Here is a 19568-nt window from a genome sequence, read left to right on the forward strand (position 1 = left end):
ACACATATTTTGCGCCGGCGACCCCATATCGAGCTATGCTCGCGCGAAACCGGGAGGGTGAGCCCGTCGATCCGGTCCCGTTCGTCGTCGTGGCCGGCTCCGCGTGGCTCCTGTGTCTCTCCTTCGGCCCGCTGTACCTCGACGCCTTCGCGGTCCCGTGGCCCCGCGGGCTCGCGGTCTCGGCAGCCGCCGCGCTCGTGGCGACGGTGTGGGCCCACCGCCGGTTCGTCTGGACGGTCGACCCGGCGGTCCGCCGCGAGATCCCCGCGGACCTCCGCTTCCGCCGCCTCTGTTACGGGATGATCGTCTTCGGCGTCGTCTTCCTCCTCCTGACCGTCGCCGCGTTCGCGAGCGCCGGCTGAGGCCGAAGGGCGGTCGTCCGCTCCGGACGCACGAGCGAGGCGGACCTTTGTACGTCAGGATCGTTTCGCACAGATATGGGACTGATTGGCACGCTGAAGGACGCCTTCGAGGCCTCGACGGAGTCGCCGAACCGGGGCGAGTCCGCCTCGGAGGTCCGCGGTTCGTACTGGTGTCACGACTGCGCGGAGCGGATTCCGGCGAAAGAGGTCGCCGGCGACGCGCCGCCGACCTGCCCGGACTGCGGCGACGAGATGGAACTGGAGCGCTCGCCCGGTTCGACGGGCTGCGCCTGCTGAAGCGAATTCGAGATCAGTTTGTCGGCGCCGCGAGCGCGGTCTCCCCGCCCGGCTCTGACGGGAACTGACCCAACCCCGACAGCGACGCCCACGCGTCGGGTCCCGACTCGAACTCCGCGTCGGTCAGGAGTGCCTCGTCGAGCCGCGCGCGGAGGGAGTCCTCGTCGACGTCCTGCCCGATGAACACCAGTTCCGTGCGCCTGTCACCCCACTCGTCGTCCCACTCGAAGCCGAGGTCCGAGCGGTTGTTCCGATAGCTCCGCTGTTCGAACTCCGGCAGGCTCGCGATCCACCGCCCGGTGACCTTGACGGCGGCCGACGGGCCCGCCTGGCTGAACGTGAGGTGGGCGTCCTCGCGGCCGGCGACCCAGAGGTGGCCCTTCGAGCGGATCACCGACGAGGGGAGATCCGCGAGCACGGCCGCGATCCGCTCGGGGTGGAACGGCCGGCGGCGGCGGTAGGTGAACGACGAGATGCCGAAGTCCTCCTCGGGGTGGACGTGGTCGTGGTCGTCGCCGTGGTCGTGCCCTTCGTGCGTATGATCGTGTCCGTCGCTGCCGTGGTCGTGCGCTGCTCCGTCGTGTTCGTCGCCGTCTCGCTCGTCGCCCTCTAACACCTGCTTCCACCCGGCCCGTTCTGCGGCGGCGCCGGGCTCGAACACCCCGAGGCCGAGGACCTCGTCGACGTCGATCTCGCTGTAGGTCGTCGGGTGGATGCGAGCGTCCGGGCGCAGCGTCCGGACGACCTCCTCGACGTGCGCCAGTTCGTCGTCGGTCACGAGGTCGGTCTTGTTCAGGAGGACCACGTCGGCGAACTCGACCTGCTCGACGAGCAGTTCCGACAGCGGCCGGGTCTCCCCGTCGCCGTCGGTCGCGACCGCCTCGGTCGGATCGCCGTCGGGGTCGAAGGTGTCCGCAAAGAGCCGGCTGTCGACGACGGCGACGACGGCGTCGACGCGGTAGCGCGCGGCGGCGGGCGACCCGCCGGTGAACAGCCGCGCGACCGGACCCGGGTCGCTGATGCCCGAGGGCTCGACGACGAGGTGGTCGAAGGACCGCTCCTGTGCCAGCCGGACGACCGCGGTTTCGAGGTCGTCGCGGAGCTCACAGCAGATGCAGCCGTTCGACAGCTCGGTGACGGTCCCGTCGGCGACCGAGAGCTCGGACGCCTCGTCGACGAGGTCGGCGTCGACGTTCAGTTCGCCCATATCGTTCACGAGCACCGCAACGTCGCGGTCGGCGGCGCCCGCCAGCAGCCGATTGAGCAGCGTCGTCTTCCCCGCGCCGAGGCTCCCGGTGAGGATCGTCACCGGCGTCCCGTCCGTCGAAGTCGCCATACGCTCCGTCGGCGACGGCGCCACTTCAACGTGCGGGCGCGGGGCGGCTCACCCCGACCGAAGGCGGGCGGGCCGGCGGTGCGATACGCTTTTGTCGCGGCGTCCGTACCTCGCGCTATGTCGCTGGCCGACCGGATCGAACGCTTCAGAGCGCGCCTCGCCGAGTGGTTCCGAGGGCTCTACCACGGGATGGTCTCCCACCCGGCCTACGAGAAGATCGAAAAGGAGGCCGAAGACGTCGAGGACACGTTCATGCTCGCGTGCTTCCCCGAGGCGTTCGGCATCCCCTCGCCGGTGTCGTACTACACCGCGGAGCTGCTTCCGTACCTCGAAGACGAGTTCGAGGCCTGGGAGCGCCGGATGTGGGACCGCGGGTCGCTCCTCGAACGCAAGGGCCAGCAGTACCACTTCTGACGATGCGCAAACACGTCTTCTTCGGCGGCAAGGGCGGCGTCGGCAAGACCACGATGTCGTCGGCGTACGCGCTCCGCTGTGCCCGCGCGGACCTCAGCACCCTGATCGTCTCGACGGACCCGGCCCACAGCACCTCAGACGTCTTCGACCAGCAGTTCGACGACGACCCCGCGTCGGTCGAGGGGATCGAGAACCTCGACGCGATGGAGATCGACCCCGAGGCCGAGACCGAGCGGCACCTGATGGAGACGAAACGGGCGATGAGCGACCAGGTGAGCGCCGCGATGGTCAACGAGATCGACCGCCAGATCGAGATGGCCCACCAGACGCCCGGCGCCTACGAGGCCGCGCTGATGGACCGCTTCATCGACGTGATGCGCGAGGCCGACGACTACGACCGCGTCGTCTTCGACACCTCCCCGACCGGAGGGACGCTTCGCCTCCTCTCCCTGCCGGAGATGCTGGAGGGCTGGATCGACCGGCTCGCCCACAAGCGCGAGAAGGCGATCGAACTCTACGAGCGGGCGGCCATCGGCAACAACGAGCCCCGGCGGATGATGGACGGCGATCCGATCCTCGACCGGCTGCGCACCCGCAAGGAGCGCTTCGAGTTCGCCGGCGATCGACTGCGAAACGACGCGGCCTTCTTCCTCGTGGTCAACCCCGACGAGCTGTCGCTCCGTGAGACGAGCCGCGCCATCGACGAACTCCAGTCCTACGGGCTCGACGTCCGCGGGCTCGCGGTCAATCGGCTCACGCCCGAGCCCGAAGACCACGAGGAGGGCCGCGGCGCCCGCTTCCTCCGCGACCGGGTCGAGACCGAGCGCGAACACCTCGACGAACTCCGCGAGTCGTTCGGCCCGCCGGTCGTCGCCGAGGTCGAGACCCGCGTCTCCGAGGTGAAGGGGAGCATCCTCGAAACGGTCGCGTCTGAGCTCGACATCGACGTCGGCGTCGAGCCCGCCTCGGCCCCCGAGTGACCGTTCGTCCGATCCGACACGCTCGGACCGGTGTTCGATCTCCCCGCGGTCGGGCAGAATTCGTCCGTTCGCAGCCGACAAATGCGCTCAATGATCGTTAACATTATACGTGATTCTTTCACAATCACGCGTGGGGTTATAACAATATGGTTCAGGTGCTATGGCTCGTCATAGCGGTACTCGTACTGTTCAGCGTAGGGTACATCGGGTACTCGAAATACCTCGCGCAGTTCGTCGACCTCGACGACAGTCGTGAGACACCGGCACACAAGTACGAGGACGGACAGGAGTATGTCCCATCTAAGAAACCTGTCCTCCTCGGCCACCACTACTCCAGCATCGCCGGCGGGGCGCCGATCGTCGGCCCGATCACCGCGGGCGTCCTCTGGGGCTGGGTGCCCGCGCTTGCGTGGATCGCGATCGGCAATCCGCTGATGGGCGCCGTCCACGACTTCTCGGCGCTGTCGGCCAGCCTCCGACACGAGGGGAAGTCGATCGGCTATATCATCGGCGAGTACGTCGGCGAGCGCGGCAAGAACATGCTCCTGTGGTTCGCGTTCCTGACGATCATCCTCGTCGTGGCGGTGTTCGCCCTCGTCGTGGCGATCGTCTTCAACGCCTTCCCGCAGGCGGCGACCGCCAGCCTGATCTACATCGGGCTCGCGCTCCTGCTCGGCGCGTGGCTCTACCAGTTCGACCTCCCGTTCCTCGCGGGGACCGGGCTGTTCGTCGCGCTGATGTTCGTCGGCGTCTGGGTCGGCATCCAGTACCCGCTCGCGCTGGTGCCCGGCGGCGAGTATCCGGCCGGCACGATCGTCCTCTTCGGCTCCGATATGTCGTGGCTCCCGGCGGCGGGTGCCTTCGGCGCCAACACGGCCGCGTGGATCCCGATCATCCTGATCTACGGGGCGATCGCGAGCGCACTTCCAGTGTGGATGCTGCTCCAGCCGCGTGACTACCTCTCGTCGTTCCTCCTGTACACCGGAGTCGGCGGCGGGCTGCTCGCGGTCATCGTCGGCACGCTCCTCGGCACGTCGAGCCAGCCGCTCGTGACCAGCCTCGAACCGTTCTACGGATTCACCGCGCGCAACGGGAACCCGCTGTTCCCGCTGCTGTTCATCACGATCGCCTGCGGGACGATCAGCGGCTTCCACTCGCTGGTCTCCTCGGGCACGACCGCGAAGCAGCTGAACCGCGAGACCGACGCCCGCGCGATCGGCTACGGCGGGATGCTCGGCGAGGGCCTCCTCGCGACGCTCGCGCTCATCACGGTCGCGCTCGTCGCGCCCGACGTCGGCGGCGGCATCGGCCTGGCGCTGCCGACGTTCGCCTCCGGCGGCGCGATCCTGCTCACGAGCTTCGGCATCCCGACCTCCTTCGGGGGGCCGTTCATGGCGCTCGTGCTCGTGAGCTTCCTCCTCACCTCGACCGACACGGCCGTCCGCCTCGGCCGCTATATGATGGAGGAGATCATCGAGACGCCCGAGACGTCCGTCCAGTCGTTCGCCGCGGACCGCTACGGCAACGCCGCGGTCCAGACCATCCCGGCGTACGTCCTCATCGCCAGCGGCTCGTGGTCGACGCTCTGGCAGCTCTTCGGCGGCGCCAATCAGCTGCTCGCCGCGCTGGCGCTGCTCACCGCGACGGTCTGGCTGGCGAACTGGAACGACTCCAAGCAGCTCCTCAGCACCGGCGGCCCGATGGCGGCGATGGTCGTCATCACGGTCTCCGGCCTGCTGTGGCTCGCGTTCAAGACGAACCTCTACGACAAGTTCCTGAATCCCGAGTGGATGGCGAGTGCGGGCCTCGTCCAGATGCTCTCGGCGGCGACGCAGATCGTCCTCGCGCTCGTGTTGGTCTACCTCGGCCTGTCGCTCGTCAAGATGGGCTACGAGAACATCCAGTCGGTCCGTAGCGGCGAGCAGTCCGGCGGGTTCTCGCCCGGCGACGACTGATCGGACCTCGGACCGGCTCTCTGAACTTTCCTCTCCGTTTTTACTCCGACGAGCGGCGCGGCTACCGTCCGCCGAGCCGCCGGGCCACCGCCTCGCGCAGCCGCCCGAACACGCTCCGGCGCTCTGCGGGCGGCACGTCACGCCACAGCGCGAACGCCTCCGCGGAGTCGGCGCTCTCGCTCTTTACGATCGCCTCGCGCTCGGGCGCGACGACCGCGACGTTGACCTCGTAGTGGCCGTAGTAGCCGAACTTCAACAGATTCCGGTCGCGGAAGCCCTCGACGAACTCCGCGACGTCCGCGGGGATCTCCTCGGCGACGAGGACGAACGTGAAGTCCGTTCCGAAGTGCTCCTCGTCGGGGACGAGCCACTCCGCCGAGTCCGCGAGGTCGTGGCCGAGTTGGATCAGCCGTTCCAGGTCCGCGACGGTCGGCCGGTCCCGCCGCCGGGCGAACAGGAACTCCCGGTGCTCGTGGTTCGCGTAGTCGAGCGCGGGGTGGAAGAAGTGCTTTTGGCTCTCCATCCGCATCTCGGCGTAGAGGGCGAACCGCTCGTCGTCGACCGCGCGGTCCCGTTCGAGGTCGTAGTTGAACATCAGGCGGTCCGAGACCCGGTCGAGATACTCGTCGTCCCAGACGGGCACCTCGGAGAGGTCGATGCCGACCTCCTCGGCCGCCTCGACCGGATCGAACGGCTCGGACTGTTCGGACATCAGTCCTCGGCGTCGTAGGCGACGGCGTCGCCGTCGACGGCCGGCGCGCCGATCGCGAGCACGACGACGTCCCCGTCGGCGTCGTCGGGGTTGTAGGCCCGCTGGGGGCTCTCGGGGTCGACCGCGAACAGCTCGTCGGTCTCGACCTCGAAGGACTCCTCGGGCGTCTCGACGGCGAGCGTCCCCGAGAGGACGTAGAACGCCTCTTCCTGTTCCTCGTGGTAGTGGTACGCGAGCGGCAGCTGCTCGCCCGGCTCGGCACGGAAGCGATTGATCGCGACGTTCTCCAGGCCCGCGGCCGCCCCGAGGCGGCGCAGTTCGCACGGTCGCCCGTCGGCGGGCGTCACGTCCTCGTAGTCCACAGTCCGGTATCCCATACGCCCACACTCCGCATACAGGCACTAAAGCCGCTCGGGACCGGCGCCATCTTCCCCCAATTTTAATGTCGTTTGCCTCCCTCCCGTCGGTACGATGCGCACGAACGACAACACCGAGTCCTGCGGCCGCTGTGCGATGTCGACGGTCGTGGACGCGACCGACCCGGACCGCGAGGGCCCCTTCGACGGCGACCGGATCGAGGTCGACGAGGACTCCCTCCGCCGGGCCTCCCCGAGCGCGTGGCTCGGCGGGATCGTCCGCCGGCTGGATCGGGCGGCGACCGACTTCATCCACGGGCGCTGAGCGGCGTCTCGCGTCCTCGCGCGGCGAAATCGTTCGATGCGGTGTGCAGGACGGTCCCACGGTCCGGAGTAGACTTTTATACCTCGCCGTCCCTACCCCGTCAGAAGCGATGGAAGAGAGCGTCTCCGGATTCAAGGTTCGGGGCTCGTGGGGCGACGTCGTCGAGCACGGCGAACGCATCACCCGCGCGCTCCGCGACGCCGGCGTCGAGAGCGACGCCTTCGAGGAGTGGGACGAGTGGCGCCCGAAGTCCCACGAGCGCCTCTCGAAGGACGTGAGCGAGAAGACCGCCGTCCAGGCCAGCGTCGCCGAAGGAGAAGGGGAGAAGGCCGGCAAGGGCCCCGACGAAGACCTCCAGACGGCGGGCGAGCGCCTCTCCGAGTCCTACGAGCGCGTCGAGGAGGGCGACAGCGACGGCGCCGTCGAGCGCTGGTCGGAGTCGCTCGGGTACGTCGCCCGCGCCGCCGACTCCGCCGGCCGCCGGGCGCTCCGCCGCGTCGAGAACACGGTCTACCAGCGCGTGATGACCCAACTGGCGCCCTACTACTTCGACAACGAACTCGTGAGCGCCAACATCCAGAAGTCCGCCCGCGGCGACGACGAGGTGACGTTCATCTTCGAGGTGAACATCAACGACGACGACCTCAAAGACGAGGTCAGCGACCGCCTCGCGGCCTTCGACGACGAGGTGACCCGCTGGCACGTCGACACGCCGAAGGAGACAGAAACCGCCGAGGCCGCAGAGGGCGTCGAGCCGCCGGAGTCCGAGGAGCGCTCGCGCTCGACGACGAACTGAGAACGGGGCGGGGCGCCGGTGCCGCGCCGCGGACCGCCAACAGTCATAGTCTCCGGGCCGTATGATCGGGTATGTCCGACCCGCTCCGGATCGAGTCCGGCGAACTGACCGCCGCGGAGATCCTCGAGGCGCTCCGGGAGGGGCGCCGCGTCGTCGTCGAGGCCGAACTGCTCGGCGGCACCCACGAACTCTCGCTCCGACACGACGGCGACATCTACTACTGCGACACCCCGACGACGCTCCACAAGCACGACGACGAGGCGGGGATGCGCGCCTGCATCGAGAAGATGGGATACGGCCGCGCGGAGTAGCCGTCGCGGGGCCGATGTCGCTGTCTCCCTCCCCGCCCACCTCGCCCGCCCGCCTCATCGCGTTCGCCCTCCTCCCCGGAACTGCCGCTACCCCGGATTTTAGTCGCGTCGGCGGTGAACGGCGTGTATGGCCGACGTACCAGAGATGAGCGACCTCCTGGAGACCGAGGATCCGGGGTTCCAGCAGGTGCTGGCCTGCGTCTTCGGGATCCAGCGCCACGAGAGCCGGACCTATCTCACGCTGCTCGACAATCCGGGGAGCACGGTCGCGGAGCTCGCGGACATCCTCGACCGCGACCGGAGCAACGTCAACCGCTCGCTGACGACGCTGATGGAGAAGGGCCTCGCCGCGCGGGAGCGCCGCCTCCTCGATTCGGGCGGGTACATCTACCAGTACACCGCGACCGACCTCCCCGAGGCCAAGGAGATGCTCCACGGCGCCCTCGACGAGTGGGTCGAGCGCGTCCACCGGAGCATCGACGAGTACGGCGCCGAAGAGGTGGCCTAGCGCGTCGGCCGCCGGTCGCCGGCCCCGTCGGACGCGCGAACCGCCCCCCTTTTCACCGGCGAACGCGAGGAGTCCCACAATGAGCCTCGAACTCACCGCGCCCGCGCCCGACGCCCCGGACGTCGCCGACGACGGCGTCTGGCTCGCGGACATCGAGACCGGCGAGACGTACGCGCCGTTCGACGAGATCAGGTACACCGGCGAGGACGGCAACCTTCTCGAAGTCCGCTACGCCGACCCGCCGACGTTCGAGGACTTCCGAGGCCAGGGCCGCGGCGTCTGGCGCTACCGCGCCGCCCTCCCCTTCGACGAGGGCGTGAGCCTCCCCGAGGGCGACACGCCGCTCCACGAGGCGCCGCGCCTGCGCGAGTCGATCGGCGTCGAGACCCTCCGCGTCAAACACGAGGGCATGAACCCCACCGGGTCGTTCAAAGATAGGGGAATGACCGTCGGCGTCCGCGTCGCGCGGGAACTCGGCGTCGACCGCCTCGCGTGCGCCTCGACGGGGAACACCTCCGCGGCACTGGCGGCCTACGGCGCCCGCGGCGGGATGGAGACGCTCGTCCTCCTCCCCTCGGGGAAGGTCGCCGCCGGCAAGATCGCCCAGGCGGCGCTCCACGACGCCCGGATCCTGGAGGTCGACGGCAACTTCGACGCCTGTCTCGACATCGTCCAGGACCTCGCTCAGCGCGGCGAGGTGTACCTCCTCAATTCGCTCAATCCCTTCCGCCTCGAGGGCCAGAAGACGATCGGCCTCGAAATCCTAGAGGAGTTCCGCGACGACTACGGCCGCTTCCCCGACCGGATCGTCCTGCCCGTCGGCAACGCGGGCAACACCTCCGCGCTCTACAAGGCGTTCCGCGAGCTCGTCCAGTCCGGCGCGCTCGACCCCACCGAGGTCCCGAAGCTCACCGGCGTCCAGGCCGAGGGCGCCGCGCCGATGGTCGAGGCCGTCGAGCACGGCTGGGCGGACACAGAGCGCTGGGAGGAAGTCGAGACCCGCGCGACCGCGATCCGGATCGGCAACCCCGTGAACGCGCCGAAGGCGCTGCCCGGCATCCGCGAGACCGGCGGGACCGCCGTCTCCGTCTCGGACGACGCCATCACCGAGGCCCAGCGCGACCTCGCGAAGGAGGGCATCGGCGTCGAGCCCGCCTCGGCGGCCTCGGTCGCCGGGCTGAAGAAACTCCGCGACAGGGGCGTCGTCGACGCCGACGAGGACGTCGTCTGCCTCACCACCGGCCACCTGCTGAAGGACCCCGACGCGGCCTTCGAGGCCGGCGGCGACCCCGAGCCCGTCGCCAACGACACCCAGGCCGTGCTCGATCTCATCGGGGCGAACTGAGGTCGAACGCCGACCCTTTCGGGTCGATCACTCGCCGGGCAGCCCGGTAAGATTCTCCTATCAGTCTCGGAACATTATTCATCATTATAGTATGTGTATAAATACGTGCAGCGCGTCTATCGGGTGGTAATCAGTACCCGCTCCTCTGCGGACGGACCATCCCACAGCGGTTCCGGGAGATCCGAAGTGGAACAGGCATGCTTACCGAGACTACCTATGTCTGTCAACAGCCAATTACCGGTCAGCGGTGCCGATAGTGCGGATACCGAGCAGAACGGATTCCGACTCTCCCGGCGCTCCGCGCTCAGGGGGCTCGCGGGTGCGGGACTGGTCAGTCTCGTCGGGGTTCCGGCCTTCGCCGGCTCGGCGGCCGCGACCTCCGCGAACGTCTCGCTCGTGCAGTCCGACCTTAGCAGCAACATCACGGGGATGGGCACGGGACCGCTACCGGGCTCGACCGCCTACCTCACCGGGAGCCCGTCGTTCGTCGGCGGTGACTACGACGCGTACGTGTCCGGACTCGCGAGCTTCTACGGCAGCGGGGGGACGTTCTCCAGCGGATCCGCGTGGATCTGGGGCTCGCCGGACGGCACGGCCGCACACGACGAACCCGCGGGCGAACTGATCCGCATCGAGGAGACGGTCGTTCTCACAGATTTGAACGGCCCCTTCACGCTCGAATTCGCCGCGGACAACCTCGTCGCCGCGTACGTGAACGGTTCGCTCGTCGGCACGAGCGTCGATTGGATGGTCCCGAAGAAGGTGACGCTGACCAACCTCGTGGTCGGCCCGAACACCATCGAGATCCGCGGGATGAACGCCGGCTCCGACGCCGACGGCGACGGGGTGGCGAACGACCCGAATCCGGCGGCTGTCAGGTTCGAGCTCGTGGGACCCGAACAGCCCGCCGCGATCGCCCTCGACATCGACGTCAAGCCCGGCAACGGCGACGAGACCGACCCGATCAACCCCGACGCGAGGGGCGTGATCCCGGTCGTCGTCTACTCGATCCCCGACTTCGATGCGGCCTCCCTGGACGTCTCGACGCTCCGGTTCGGTTCCGCCGCCGCGGTGGACGCCGGTGCCGGTGCGAGCGCGGCGCACGGCGGGCACGCCGAGGACGTCGACGGCGACGGCCTGGTGGACCTCGTGCTCCACTTCCCGTCGTCGGACGCCGGCTTCGCTGCGGGCGACACCGAGGCCAAGCTCGTCGGGCAGACGGCCGACGGCACCGACGCGGTCGGCTCCGATGTCGTCAGAACCGTCGGCGGCAAGGGGCGGGGCCGCGGTCGCTGACCGAGCGGGTCGGATCCCTTTCGGGACCGAGTTCGTCTTCGGCTGAACGTATTTTCCGTCTCAGATATCGTTTCATCGGCCCGCAGACGTCCGTTCGTCGCCCGTCTGACGGGAATTCTTGAATATGTAGTACTACGTACCACGTACCACATATGGCCTCGTCGTCATCACTGACCTCCTCGGGCGGCGACGCGCCCGGCCCGGATCCCGAGCGCGCGGCGCGCCCGCTCCTCGTCGATCGGATCGCCGAACTGGAGGAGGAACACGAACGGCTCGCAGCGGCGAACGCCGAACTGGAGCGGGAGAACGAACGCCTGAAGCGGCGTCTCCGCCGTCGCCGCCGCGAGCGTCAGGACGTGATCGATCGCTACGAGCGACAGCTCCGCCGGCGGACGGCCGAACTGCAACGCGAGCGCGACCGGAGCGACGAGCGGCGGACCGGGGCTCGTGGGCGGATCGCCGCCGCCGTGCTCGCGATCGGGCGACGGTTCGCCGAACGCTGTCCCGGGCTGTGACGGTCGGTAGCGCCGCGTCGAAGGAATCGGACGGCCTCTTCGGAGGCTACTCCTCGTCGCGGTCGTCCTGGCCGTTGAGCGTGAGGTAGGTGACGTCGATCATCCGCTCGTCGGCGAGGATCGTCTCGACCACCTCTTGGGGAACGGGATCGTCGAGGTTGTAGACGGTGAGCGCCTCGCCACCCTCCTCGTCGCGGCGGGCGTTGAACATCCCCGCGATGTTGATGTCGTAGTCGCCGAGCACCGAGCCGATGAAGCCGATGACGCCCGGCCGGTCGGCGTTGCGGGCGACGAGCATCTTTCCGTGGGGGATCGCGTCGACCCGGTACCCGTCGATCTTGACGATCCGCGGGTCGTCGCCGGCGAAGAGCGTCCCGCAGACGCTCAGGGAGTCCTCGTCGTTGCCGACGCGGACCGTCACGAGGCTCTGGAAGTCCTCCGACTGGAGGCGCTTGGACTCGGTGACGTCGATGCCGCGCTCCTCGGCGATCTGCGGCGCGTTCACGGAGTTGACCTGCCACTCCAGCGGCTCGAAGACGCCCTTCAGCGCGGAGGCGGTGACGAGCTCGACGTCCTCCTCGGCGATGTCGCCCTCGTACTCGACCTCGACCGAGGAGATCCGGCCGTCGAGCAGCTGGGCGGCGATCTTCCCGGCCGTCTCGGCGAGGCCGATGTACGGTCGAATGCGCGGGAACACGCTCTCGTCGACCGAGGGCGCGTTCAGCGCGTTCATCACGGGCTCGCCCGCGAACGCGGCGTCGATCTGATCGGCGATCGAGGTGGCGACGTTCTCCTGGGCGGCCTCGGTGGAGGCGCCCAGGTGCGGCGTCACGACGATCTCGTCGACGTCCAGGAGGGGACTGTCCGGCGAGACGGGCTCGTCGGCGAAGACGTCGACCGCCGCGCCGTCGAGGACGCCGTCGTCGACCGCCGCCGCGAGCGCGTCCTCGTCGACGACGCCGCCGCGGGCGCAGTTGACGAGGAAGCCGCCGCCCATCAGTTCGAGCTCCTCGGTCGAGATCATCCCCTCGGTCTCGGGGGTCAGCGGCGTGTGGACCGTCAGGAAGTCCGCCGCTTCGAGGCACTCCTCGAACTCGACCAGCTCCGCGCCGAGGCGCTCGGCGCGCTCCTCGCTGATGTAGGGGTCGAAGGCGACCAGATCCATCCCGAGGCCGTCGAGCCGCTTTGCGACCTCCTGGCCGACGCGGCCGAGGCCGACGATGCCCAGGGTCTTGCCGTTGAGTTCGGTGCCGAGGTAGTCGCTTTTCGCCCACTCGCCGTCCTTCAGGCGGGCGTGGGCCTGCGGGATCGAGCGCGCCGCGGCGAACGACATCGCGACCGTGTGCTCGGCGGCCGCGCGGACGTTCCCCTCCGGCGCGTTGGCGACGATCACGCCGTGTTCGGTGGCGGCGTCGATGTCGATGTTGTCGACGCCGATCCCGGCGCGACCGACGATGACGAGGTCGGGTGCGGCCTCGAAGACCGCCTCGGTGACCTCGGTTCCGGACCGAACGACGAGCGCGTTGGCGTCCGAGACGGCCTCCAGTAGCGCTTCGCCCTCCACGTCGTAGGCTGTCTCTACGTCGTGGCCCGACGAGCGGAGGCGTTCCAACCCCGCGTCGTCGATCGGGTCCGTAATAAGCACCTTCATATGCTCACCCCTATCTCGCTTCCGGGGTTAAACGTTTCTTCTCGCCGCTGACGAGGGTTTGAGCCCTGTTATCGACTACCGTGGCGTCGCGGATAGGAGATTTGAAAGCCTCCGCTTGCGACCTCCGAGTATGCGACTCGTGGCCTTCGACTTCGACGGAACGCTTTCGGACTCGGAGATGACGGTCCTCCTCGGCGAGCGGATGGACGTCGCCGACCGGATGGCGGACATCACGGAACGCGCGATGAACGACGAGCTCTCCTACGCCGAGAGCCTCCGCGAGCGCGCGTCGCTCCTCGACGGCCTCGAAGCGGAGGGCGCCGAGGAGGCCTTCGGCCAGGTGCGGCTCCGCCCCGGCGCGGCCGACCTCATCGAGCGCCTGCGCGACGCCGGCCACCACGTCGCGATCCTCACCGGCGGCTTCGAGCGCGGCGTCGAGCGCGCACTGGAGCGCGAGGGCGTCGCGGTCGACACCATCGTCGCCAACAGGCTCCCGATCGAGGGCGGACGCCTCACCGGCGACGTCGAGGGGCCGCTCATCACGGGCACGAAGGACGACGCCCTGGAGTCGCTCGCGGACGATCTCGACGTTCCCCTCTCGCGGACGATCGCGGTCGGCGACGGCGCCAACGACCTCCCGATGCTGGAGGTCGCGGGGCTCTCTGTCGGCTACCTCCCGAAGGACGCCGTCCGCCCCGCCTGCGACGTCGTCGTCGCCTCGATGTACCGGCTCGGGAAGGTGCTGGAGGGGTACAACGTCGTCAAGCGAGAATAGCGGTCGAGACGACGCCTCGACCGGCCCTACAGGTACTGAACACCGCGGTCTGATTCCCTGCGGCTCTCCAGGTGACTGTCGACCTGCTTTACTACCTCGCCGATTCGTCGGCCGGCCTGTCGGACGTAGATCACCCCGGCGTGTTCGAGTCCCTCTCCCTCGACGAGCGAGAGAAAGTCGTCATCGAAGGTCAGAAGAATCCAGTCTCGGTCAGTGGCGTACCGCAACTGTTCGCGGTCCGGTTCTCCGAGCGTATCCTCGTCACGAGCGGTATGTACCACCCACCCTCGGTTTCGGAGACCGTCGGCAACCGGGATCCAGATACTCTCGTCGCAGTAGATCGGACGCATCAGGCGGATGCTGTCTCGGACGTCGTCGGTCGGAGCTCGTCGATGTGGTCGTAGTAGTACGCCAGTGCTCGGTGTACGTCAGCCAAGTCGAGATCCGGGTACAATTGGACGATCTCGTCTGGCTCGTATCCGCTGTGTTCGTACGCGACGGCGATGTCTTTCACGCGAATCCCCGTGCCTTCAATCGTCGGCTCACCGTCGCTGTGATCCGGATCTCGTACGATGCTCATACGCGTACTAGACCGTTCTCCGACTTGAAATAACGGGTCAGGGTGACGCGCCCTTCGACGCACTCACTCCGCGTCCGCGACGTTCGCGTTCCGCATCGCCGCGAGATCGGCCGCCAGCGCCTCCGCGATGGCCTTCGAGAGCCCCGGCGGGACGGCGTTGCCGACGACCTTCAACTGCGTGCTCTTGGGGCCCTGGAACACGTAGTCGTCGGGGAACGACTGGAGGATCGCGCACTCGCGGACGGTCCCCACGCGGTTCTCGACGGGGTGGATGAACGGCGCGTTGTGGTTCTCCTTGACCGTGATCGAGGGCTCGTCGCGGGGGAGCCGCCGCCAGCTGTCGCCGTAGCTCTCGTAGAGGCTCTCGCCGGGTTCGACCTCGGCGATCCGCTCCCGCATCTCCGCGGAGTGGTCGGTCTTGTCGTGGTTCGGCAGGCCCTCGATTTCTTTCTCTAGGAGAGCCTCCTCAACGGTCACGTACGGCTTCAGTTGTCGCCCGGTCAGCGTCGCCTGCTTCGAGGGGCCGTGGGTGCGCTCGGGGTAAGTGGGAAGGGAGCCGTCGCGACGCCCCTGGAAGATCACCCGGCGGCGGTTCTGCGGGACGCCGTAGTCGGCGGCGTTGAGCGTCTCGTAGGCGGGCTTCTCGTAGCCCGCGCGCTCGAAGCCCTCCAGGATCGCCCGGAGGGTGTCCCCGCCCTCCATCGACTTGATCCCGGGGACGTTCTCCATCACGAATGCGTCAGGCTCGACGAACTCGACGAAGTCGATGAACGTACCCACCAGGTAGTTCCGCTCGTCGTCGGGGTCGCGGTGGCCGGCGATGCTGAACCCCTTGCACGGCGGGCCGCCGATCACGACGTCGATCTCGTCCGCGTCGATCGGATGCGACTCGAAGAACTCTGCGGGCTCGACCGCCGAGAGGTCCGCCTGGATCGCCAGCGCGTCCTCGTGGTTGTGCTCGAACGTCGCGAGGAAGTCGGCCTCGACGTCGACGCCGGCGACGACGTCGTAGCCGGCCTGCAGGAACCCCTCCGAGAGGCCCCCGCCGCCGCAGAAGAGATCGAGCACGCGGATCGACGATCGATCGAGGTCTGTGTCCGGCATTCGCGGGTCTCTCCGAGTCTCGTCGCCGACCGTATTTAAAAATCGCGGGCCGGGAGTCCGGCCCGGAACGCTCGACCGATCGCGCCTCCGATTACTGTTCGGCGCGCTGTGCCGCGCACCGGTACCCCTCGTCGGTCTCTGCGAGTTCGCCTCGCTCGACCAACTCCGCCAGCGCGCGCTCGACCTCGGCCTCGCTCAGGCCGCTCCCTTCGAGGGTCTGGAGGACCTGGTCCTTCGAGAGGGCCACGAGGCGCTCGCCGTCGCAGTTCAGATCGACGATCTGTTGGACCAACTCCAGGGTGTTTTCGGATAGGTGCGTGGACACGGTGCGTTCTCGCTACCGAACCATCGGGGGCAGAGGATATAAATGATCGTACAATTATGAACTCGGGTTCCGTTTGTCGGTGTTCCCGCACAGTGGTCACTCTCGCCGTTTACCGCCGAACGCCATCCCCGGTGACGGCGTTCAGCGGCGAGAGACGAGGGTAATCACTGTCAGCCCTCCAGTTCCTCGTGGAGCGCCGCCCGCCACGCCTGCGGATTGTACCACCCGCAGCCGACACAGCCGATCTCGTCGTCGTACTCCTCGTCGCCCTCGTAGTAGTACTCGATCTCCAGGAACGGCGGGCGCGTGCCGGTCTCGACGCAGGACTCGCACTTGCGGCTCTTCAGGAGATTGTGCTTCCGCGAGAGGAGCTGGAAGTGCGCTTTCACCTCCGCGTCGCTCATCGACTCGTAGTCGAAGCTCTCGGACTCCTCCCAGCGGACCTCCGGAACCCGGTGGTCGACCTCCAGGGTCGTGCTCGGCGAGGAGCCGTCGAAGGCGTCGCGGTGGTCGTAGAGGTCGCGGACGCGCCGCTTGAACGAGTCCGGCATCTCCTGGCGGGTGATCGACTGCTGGGTCGGGAAGGGGTACTTGAGCTTCCGGTGGAACGTCGTCGCCTCGCAGGTCTCGCAGTGGCGGTAGTCGCCCTGGCCCTGCCCCGTGTTCTGGACGAACTCGAATCCCTCCTTGCGGAGCATCTGGATGTCCTTCGCGGGCTGGGAACTCGGGAGTTCGCAGGCCGAGCAGTGCCACTCGCAGTCCGCGAGCGTCTCGAAGGTCGCGGCGCGTTTGGTGCCCTCGTTCGAGGGGTTCCAGTCGCGCGTGGCGTACTCGTGGACGCGCTCGCCGAACTCCGTGAGCGCGTAGGTGTCGCCGTCGCGCTCGACGATCCCCTCGGACGCGAACTCGTTGAGGATCGCTTCGAGGTCGGCCTTCGCGCCCGCGTCGCCGCCGCCCGTCACCGTCTTGGTGCCGTCGGCGAGGGAGTCGAGCACCGCGCGTCGCTTCCGGTCTTCCCTGATCGACAGGATCAGGTCCGCCGTCGCCTCGTCCATCCCGGGCATACGCCTACCGATGCTCCGGGGAGTCAAAGGACTACGGGACGGCGGTCGCCCGTCTCACAGCGCGATCAACACGACCGCGACGACGGCGAGCGCCAGGCCGGCCAGGTTCGCGGCGCTGAGCGCGACGTCCAGATACAGGACGCCGACGACCACGGGGACGACGAAGTACAGCGCGGCAATCGCCGAGATGATCGCCATATTTCCTCGCGTGAGCGCGGCGTAGAAACTGATGCTGCCCGCGGCGAGAAACGCGCCCGACGCCAGCGCGAACGCGACGTCCGTGCGCGTGCCGGTGATCGGCCGCTTGGCCCAGAGCACGTAGACCCCGGCGATGGCGATGCTCGCCACGTACGACAGGAAGACGGCGTTGACCGCCGACACCGACCGCGTCGCGAAGCCGGCGGTCACCGCCCACCCGCCGAAAAGGAGCAGCGCCCCCAGCGCCAGCGCGATGCCGGTCGAGATCATACGTCGCTTCCCGTGTCCAGCGACCCGTCGATGGTCCGGTGGGGGTACGGGATCGTGATGCCCGCCTCCTCGAAGCGCTCGGTGACCGACTGGACGAACCGCCCGCGGATCCCCAGGAAGTCCGAGCCGCCGGGATCTTCGATCCAGATCCGGCTCTGCAGGCCGAAGGAGGCCTCGTTGATCTCGACGAGGCGCACCGACGGCGCCGGGTCGTCGAGGATCCCATCCCGGGCTTCGGCCTCCTCGACGATGATGTCCATCGCCTCGTCGATGTCGTCGCCGAGGCCGATCCGGAACGTGAACTTCAGGCGGAGCGTCCCGTTCTTGTCGTAGTTCTTGATCACGCCGTCTGTGAGCTGTGAGTTCGGGACGGTGAGGTGCTCGTTGTCGAAGGTCCGGACCCGGCTCACCCGCAGGCTGATGTCCTCGACGTAGCCGGAGTTGCCCTCCCACTCGATCCAGTCGCCCGTCCGGAACGGCTCGTCCGTGTAGATGAACACGCCCGCGACGAAGTTCTTCAGCACGTCCTGCATCGCGAACCCGATCGCCAGCGTCGCGGCGGCCGTCACCGTCGAGAGCGCCACCAGGATGTTCCCGAAGCCGGCGAAGGAGAAGGCGAGCCCGACGGCGACGAACACCAGGAGGCCGTAGACCACGAGCGTGAGGGGCTTTCGGACGTGCGGCTCGATCCCTCGCCTGTCGAGGAGTTTGGCGACAAGCGGGACGACGGCGAGCTTGCTGACGGCGTAGACCCCCAGGAACACCACGACGAAGACGACCGCCGAGGCGGCTGCGTTCGCGAGCTGCGTCGGGAGCCCCAGCTCCGCGAGCAGTTGGCTGAGAAAGCTATCGGGCCTCGCCGCCGTCTGGAGCGCGGTCGGCGTCATTCTGTCCCCCGCGCCGGGCGTGTCGCTGCCGCGGTCGTGACGTCTCGTGTCCCGAACATCTCACCCGGACTTCGGCCGGGAGACGTTTATTTCGTCGGCCGGCGGACGGCTCGCCCTCGCGAGCGGCGGCGCGGTTCGGGCCTCCGTTTCCCCTGAGTCCCCAGGGACTCATAGTGATTACTCTCGTCTCTTACCGCCGAACGCCACCCCCGGTAACGGCGTTCGGCGGTAAACAGTGAGAGTAATCACTATCAGTCGCCCGCCGTCCGCGCCCGCTGGCGCGCGGCCTCGACGCTCTCGCCGTCGCGCAGGACGGCGTCGACGAACAGCTCGCCCGCCTTGTACGACGAGCGCACCATCGGGCCCGACGCGCAGTAGAGGAAGCCGAGTTCCTCCTCGGCGACCCGCCGCCACGTCTCGAAGGCGTCGGGGTGGACGTACTCGAAGACGTCCAGGTGCGACCGCGAGGGCTGGAGGTACTGGCCGAGGGTCACGATGTCGACGTCCGCCTCTCGGAGGTCCGAGAGCGTCTGGTAGATCTCGTGGTCGTACTCGCCGAGGCCGAGCATCAGGCTCGTCTTGGTGTAGACGTCCGATTCCTCGGACACCTGTTCGAGCACCGACAGCGACTGCTCGTAGCCCGCGCGGCGGTCCCGGACGGGCCACTGGAGGCGCTCTACGGTCTCGACGTTGTGCGCGATCACGTCGGGGCCGGCGTCGACGATCTTCCGTACCAATCGGGGCTCGCCCTGGAAGTCGGGGATGAGCACCTCGACGAGGATGCCGGGATCCCGGTCCTTGATCTCGCGGATGGTCTCGGCGAAGTGCCCCGCGCCCTGGTCGGGCAGGTCGTCGCGGTCGACGGAGGTGAGCACGACGTAGTCCAGACCGATCTCGGCGACGGCGTCGGCGACGTTCGCGGGCTCGTCGGGGTCGAGCGCCTCCATCCCTCCCGTTTCGACGTCGCAGAAGTTACAGCCGCGCGAGCAGCGGTCGCCCATCAGCATGAACGTCGCCGTGCCGGGGCCGTTGCGGCCGCTCCAGCACTCGCCCATATTCGGGCAGTTCGCCTCCTCGCAGACCGTGTGGAGGTCCCGGTCCCGGAGCGTCTCCTTGATGTCGGTGAACCGACGCCCCGACGGCGGTCGCATCTTCAGCCAGTCCGGCTTCCGCCTGCCCGTGCCGCTCATACGCCCACCTTTGTGC

General features: G+C 68.3%; 25 protein-coding genes. 13 read left to right on the forward strand and 12 right to left on the reverse strand.

Translation table 11 applies throughout. The annotated features are described in order from the left end of the window. Positions 1-35 precede the first annotated feature (35 nt). The gene (locus tag OS889_RS02150) at positions 36-362 is read left to right on the forward strand and encodes a hypothetical protein (RefSeq protein WP_372386862.1); all 327 of its coding nucleotides are present in this window, start codon (positions 36-38) and stop codon (positions 360-362) included. A 75-nt stretch (positions 363-437) separates the two neighbouring features. Continuing rightward, positions 438-659 (forward strand): hypothetical protein, encoded by a 222-nt coding sequence (locus OS889_RS02155; protein WP_372386864.1) that lies wholly within the window; start codon positions 438-440, stop codon positions 657-659. Between the two features lie 13 nt (positions 660-672). Here OS889_RS02155 and OS889_RS02160 read toward each other — a convergent pair whose 3' ends face one another. Further along, positions 673-1995: a GTP-binding protein gene (locus OS889_RS02160; RefSeq protein WP_372386866.1), complete on the reverse strand. Its 1323-nt coding sequence runs from the start codon at positions 1993-1995 to the stop codon at positions 673-675. Positions 1996-2112: 117 nt separating this feature from the next. Between OS889_RS02160 and OS889_RS02165 the strand changes: the two genes are divergently transcribed. The 3 genes from OS889_RS02165 to OS889_RS02175 all read left to right on the forward strand — a co-directional run bounded on the left by OS889_RS02165 (position 2113) and on the right by OS889_RS02175 (position 5344). Continuing rightward, entirely contained in the window at positions 2113-2409 is a 297-nt protein-coding gene (locus OS889_RS02165; RefSeq protein WP_372386868.1) for a DUF7990 family protein, read from the forward strand. A 2-nt stretch (positions 2410-2411) separates the two neighbouring features. Next, a complete protein-coding gene (locus OS889_RS02170) occupies positions 2412-3389 on the forward strand; it encodes an ArsA family ATPase (RefSeq protein WP_372386869.1) in 978 nt (325 codons plus the stop codon). A 146-nt stretch (positions 3390-3535) separates the two neighbouring features. After that, positions 3536-5344 carry a carbon starvation CstA family protein gene (locus OS889_RS02175; RefSeq protein WP_372386871.1) on the forward strand — a complete coding sequence of 603 codons (1809 nt, stop codon included), beginning with the start codon at positions 3536-3538 and terminating at the stop codon, positions 5342-5344. A 61-nt stretch (positions 5345-5405) separates the two neighbouring features. On the opposite strand, the gene OS889_RS02180 is transcribed toward OS889_RS02175, so the two are convergent. Both OS889_RS02180 and OS889_RS02185 read right to left on the reverse strand, forming a co-directional pair. Beyond that, positions 5406-6056, reverse strand: coding sequence for a DUF8052 family protein (locus OS889_RS02180; RefSeq protein WP_372386873.1), 651 nt, complete (start codon positions 6054-6056; stop codon positions 5406-5408). Beyond that, entirely contained in the window at positions 6056-6433 is a 378-nt protein-coding gene (locus OS889_RS02185; protein ID WP_372386875.1) for a cupin domain-containing protein, read from the reverse strand. Before OS889_RS02185 ends, OS889_RS02180 begins: the two co-directional genes overlap by 1 nt. A 94-nt stretch (positions 6434-6527) precedes the next feature. Here OS889_RS02185 and OS889_RS02190 point away from each other — a divergent pair, with 94 nt between their 5' ends. The 7 genes from OS889_RS02190 to OS889_RS02220 all read left to right on the forward strand — a co-directional run bounded on the left by OS889_RS02190 (position 6528) and on the right by OS889_RS02220 (position 11508). Beyond that, positions 6528-6737, forward strand: coding sequence for a DUF8007 family protein (locus OS889_RS02190; protein ID WP_372386877.1), 210 nt, complete (start codon positions 6528-6530; stop codon positions 6735-6737). Between the two features lie 109 nt (positions 6738-6846). Further along, entirely contained in the window at positions 6847-7533 is a 687-nt protein-coding gene (locus OS889_RS02195) for a DUF5828 family protein (RefSeq protein ID WP_372386878.1), read from the forward strand. Positions 7534-7604: 71 nt separating this feature from the next. Next, a complete protein-coding gene (locus OS889_RS02200; RefSeq protein ID WP_372386880.1) occupies positions 7605-7844 on the forward strand; it encodes a DUF8001 family protein in 240 nt (79 codons plus the stop codon). A gap of 127 nt (positions 7845-7971) precedes the next feature. After that, on the forward strand, positions 7972-8352 hold the full coding sequence (locus OS889_RS02205) for a helix-turn-helix domain-containing protein (protein WP_372386883.1): 381 nt from the start codon (positions 7972-7974) through the stop codon (positions 8350-8352). 79 nt (positions 8353-8431) lie between these two features. Then, a complete protein-coding gene (gene thrC, locus OS889_RS02210) occupies positions 8432-9697 on the forward strand; it encodes a threonine synthase (RefSeq protein WP_372386885.1) in 1266 nt (421 codons plus the stop codon). Positions 9698-9913: 216 nt separating this feature from the next. Further along, on the forward strand, positions 9914-10993 hold the full coding sequence (locus OS889_RS02215; protein ID WP_372386887.1) for a hypothetical protein: 1080 nt from the start codon (positions 9914-9916) through the stop codon (positions 10991-10993). 152 nt (positions 10994-11145) lie between these two features. Further along, on the forward strand, positions 11146-11508 hold the full coding sequence (locus OS889_RS02220; protein ID WP_372386889.1) for a hypothetical protein: 363 nt from the start codon (positions 11146-11148) through the stop codon (positions 11506-11508). Positions 11509-11554: 46 nt separating this feature from the next. On the opposite strand, the gene serA is transcribed toward OS889_RS02220, so the two are convergent. Beyond that, positions 11555-13159, reverse strand: a complete 1605-nt coding sequence (gene serA, locus OS889_RS02225; RefSeq protein ID WP_372386891.1) for a phosphoglycerate dehydrogenase — start codon at positions 13157-13159, stop codon at positions 11555-11557. A 130-nt stretch (positions 13160-13289) separates the two neighbouring features. Between serA and serB the strand changes: the two genes are divergently transcribed. Then, positions 13290-13934 (forward strand): phosphoserine phosphatase SerB, encoded by a 645-nt coding sequence (serB, locus tag OS889_RS02230; RefSeq protein WP_372386892.1) that lies wholly within the window; start codon positions 13290-13292, stop codon positions 13932-13934. A 26-nt stretch (positions 13935-13960) separates the two neighbouring features. Here serB and OS889_RS02235 read toward each other — a convergent pair whose 3' ends face one another. The 8 genes from OS889_RS02235 to lipA all read right to left on the reverse strand — a co-directional run bounded on the left by OS889_RS02235 (position 13961) and on the right by lipA (position 19552). Beyond that, a complete protein-coding gene (locus tag OS889_RS02235; protein ID WP_372386894.1) occupies positions 13961-14284 on the reverse strand; it encodes a DUF5615 family PIN-like protein in 324 nt (107 codons plus the stop codon). Then, on the reverse strand, positions 14284-14514 hold the full coding sequence (locus OS889_RS02240) for a DUF433 domain-containing protein (RefSeq protein WP_372386897.1): 231 nt from the start codon (positions 14512-14514) through the stop codon (positions 14284-14286). The genes OS889_RS02235 and OS889_RS02240 overlap by 1 nt, the downstream gene beginning before the upstream one ends. A gap of 63 nt (positions 14515-14577) precedes the next feature. Further along, positions 14578-15618, reverse strand: a complete 1041-nt coding sequence (locus tag OS889_RS02245; protein WP_372386899.1) for a DNA cytosine methyltransferase — start codon at positions 15616-15618, stop codon at positions 14578-14580. A gap of 91 nt (positions 15619-15709) precedes the next feature. Further along, the gene (locus tag OS889_RS02250; protein WP_372386900.1) at positions 15710-15943 is read right to left on the reverse strand and encodes a hypothetical protein; all 234 of its coding nucleotides are present in this window, start codon (positions 15941-15943) and stop codon (positions 15710-15712) included. 170 nt (positions 15944-16113) lie between these two features. Then, the gene (locus OS889_RS02255) at positions 16114-17007 is read right to left on the reverse strand and encodes an NlaIII/IceA1 family type II restriction endonuclease (protein ID WP_372386902.1); all 894 of its coding nucleotides are present in this window, start codon (positions 17005-17007) and stop codon (positions 16114-16116) included. Between the two features lie 54 nt (positions 17008-17061). Further along, positions 17062-17475 (reverse strand): EamA family transporter, encoded by a 414-nt coding sequence (locus tag OS889_RS02260; RefSeq protein ID WP_372386904.1) that lies wholly within the window; start codon positions 17473-17475, stop codon positions 17062-17064. Continuing rightward, a complete protein-coding gene (locus tag OS889_RS02265) occupies positions 17472-18362 on the reverse strand; it encodes a mechanosensitive ion channel family protein (RefSeq protein ID WP_372386906.1) in 891 nt (296 codons plus the stop codon). The genes OS889_RS02260 and OS889_RS02265 overlap by 4 nt, the downstream gene beginning before the upstream one ends. A 251-nt stretch (positions 18363-18613) precedes the next feature. Further along, positions 18614-19552 carry a lipoyl synthase gene (gene lipA / locus OS889_RS02270; RefSeq protein WP_372386907.1) on the reverse strand — a complete coding sequence of 313 codons (939 nt, stop codon included), beginning with the start codon at positions 19550-19552 and terminating at the stop codon, positions 18614-18616. Between the last annotated feature and the right edge of the window lie 16 nt (positions 19553-19568).

It is taken from the genome of Halobellus sp. MBLA0158 (assembly GCF_041477585.1).
GTDB lineage: Archaea > Halobacteriota > Halobacteria > Halobacteriales > Haloferacaceae > Haloquadratum > Haloquadratum rubicundus.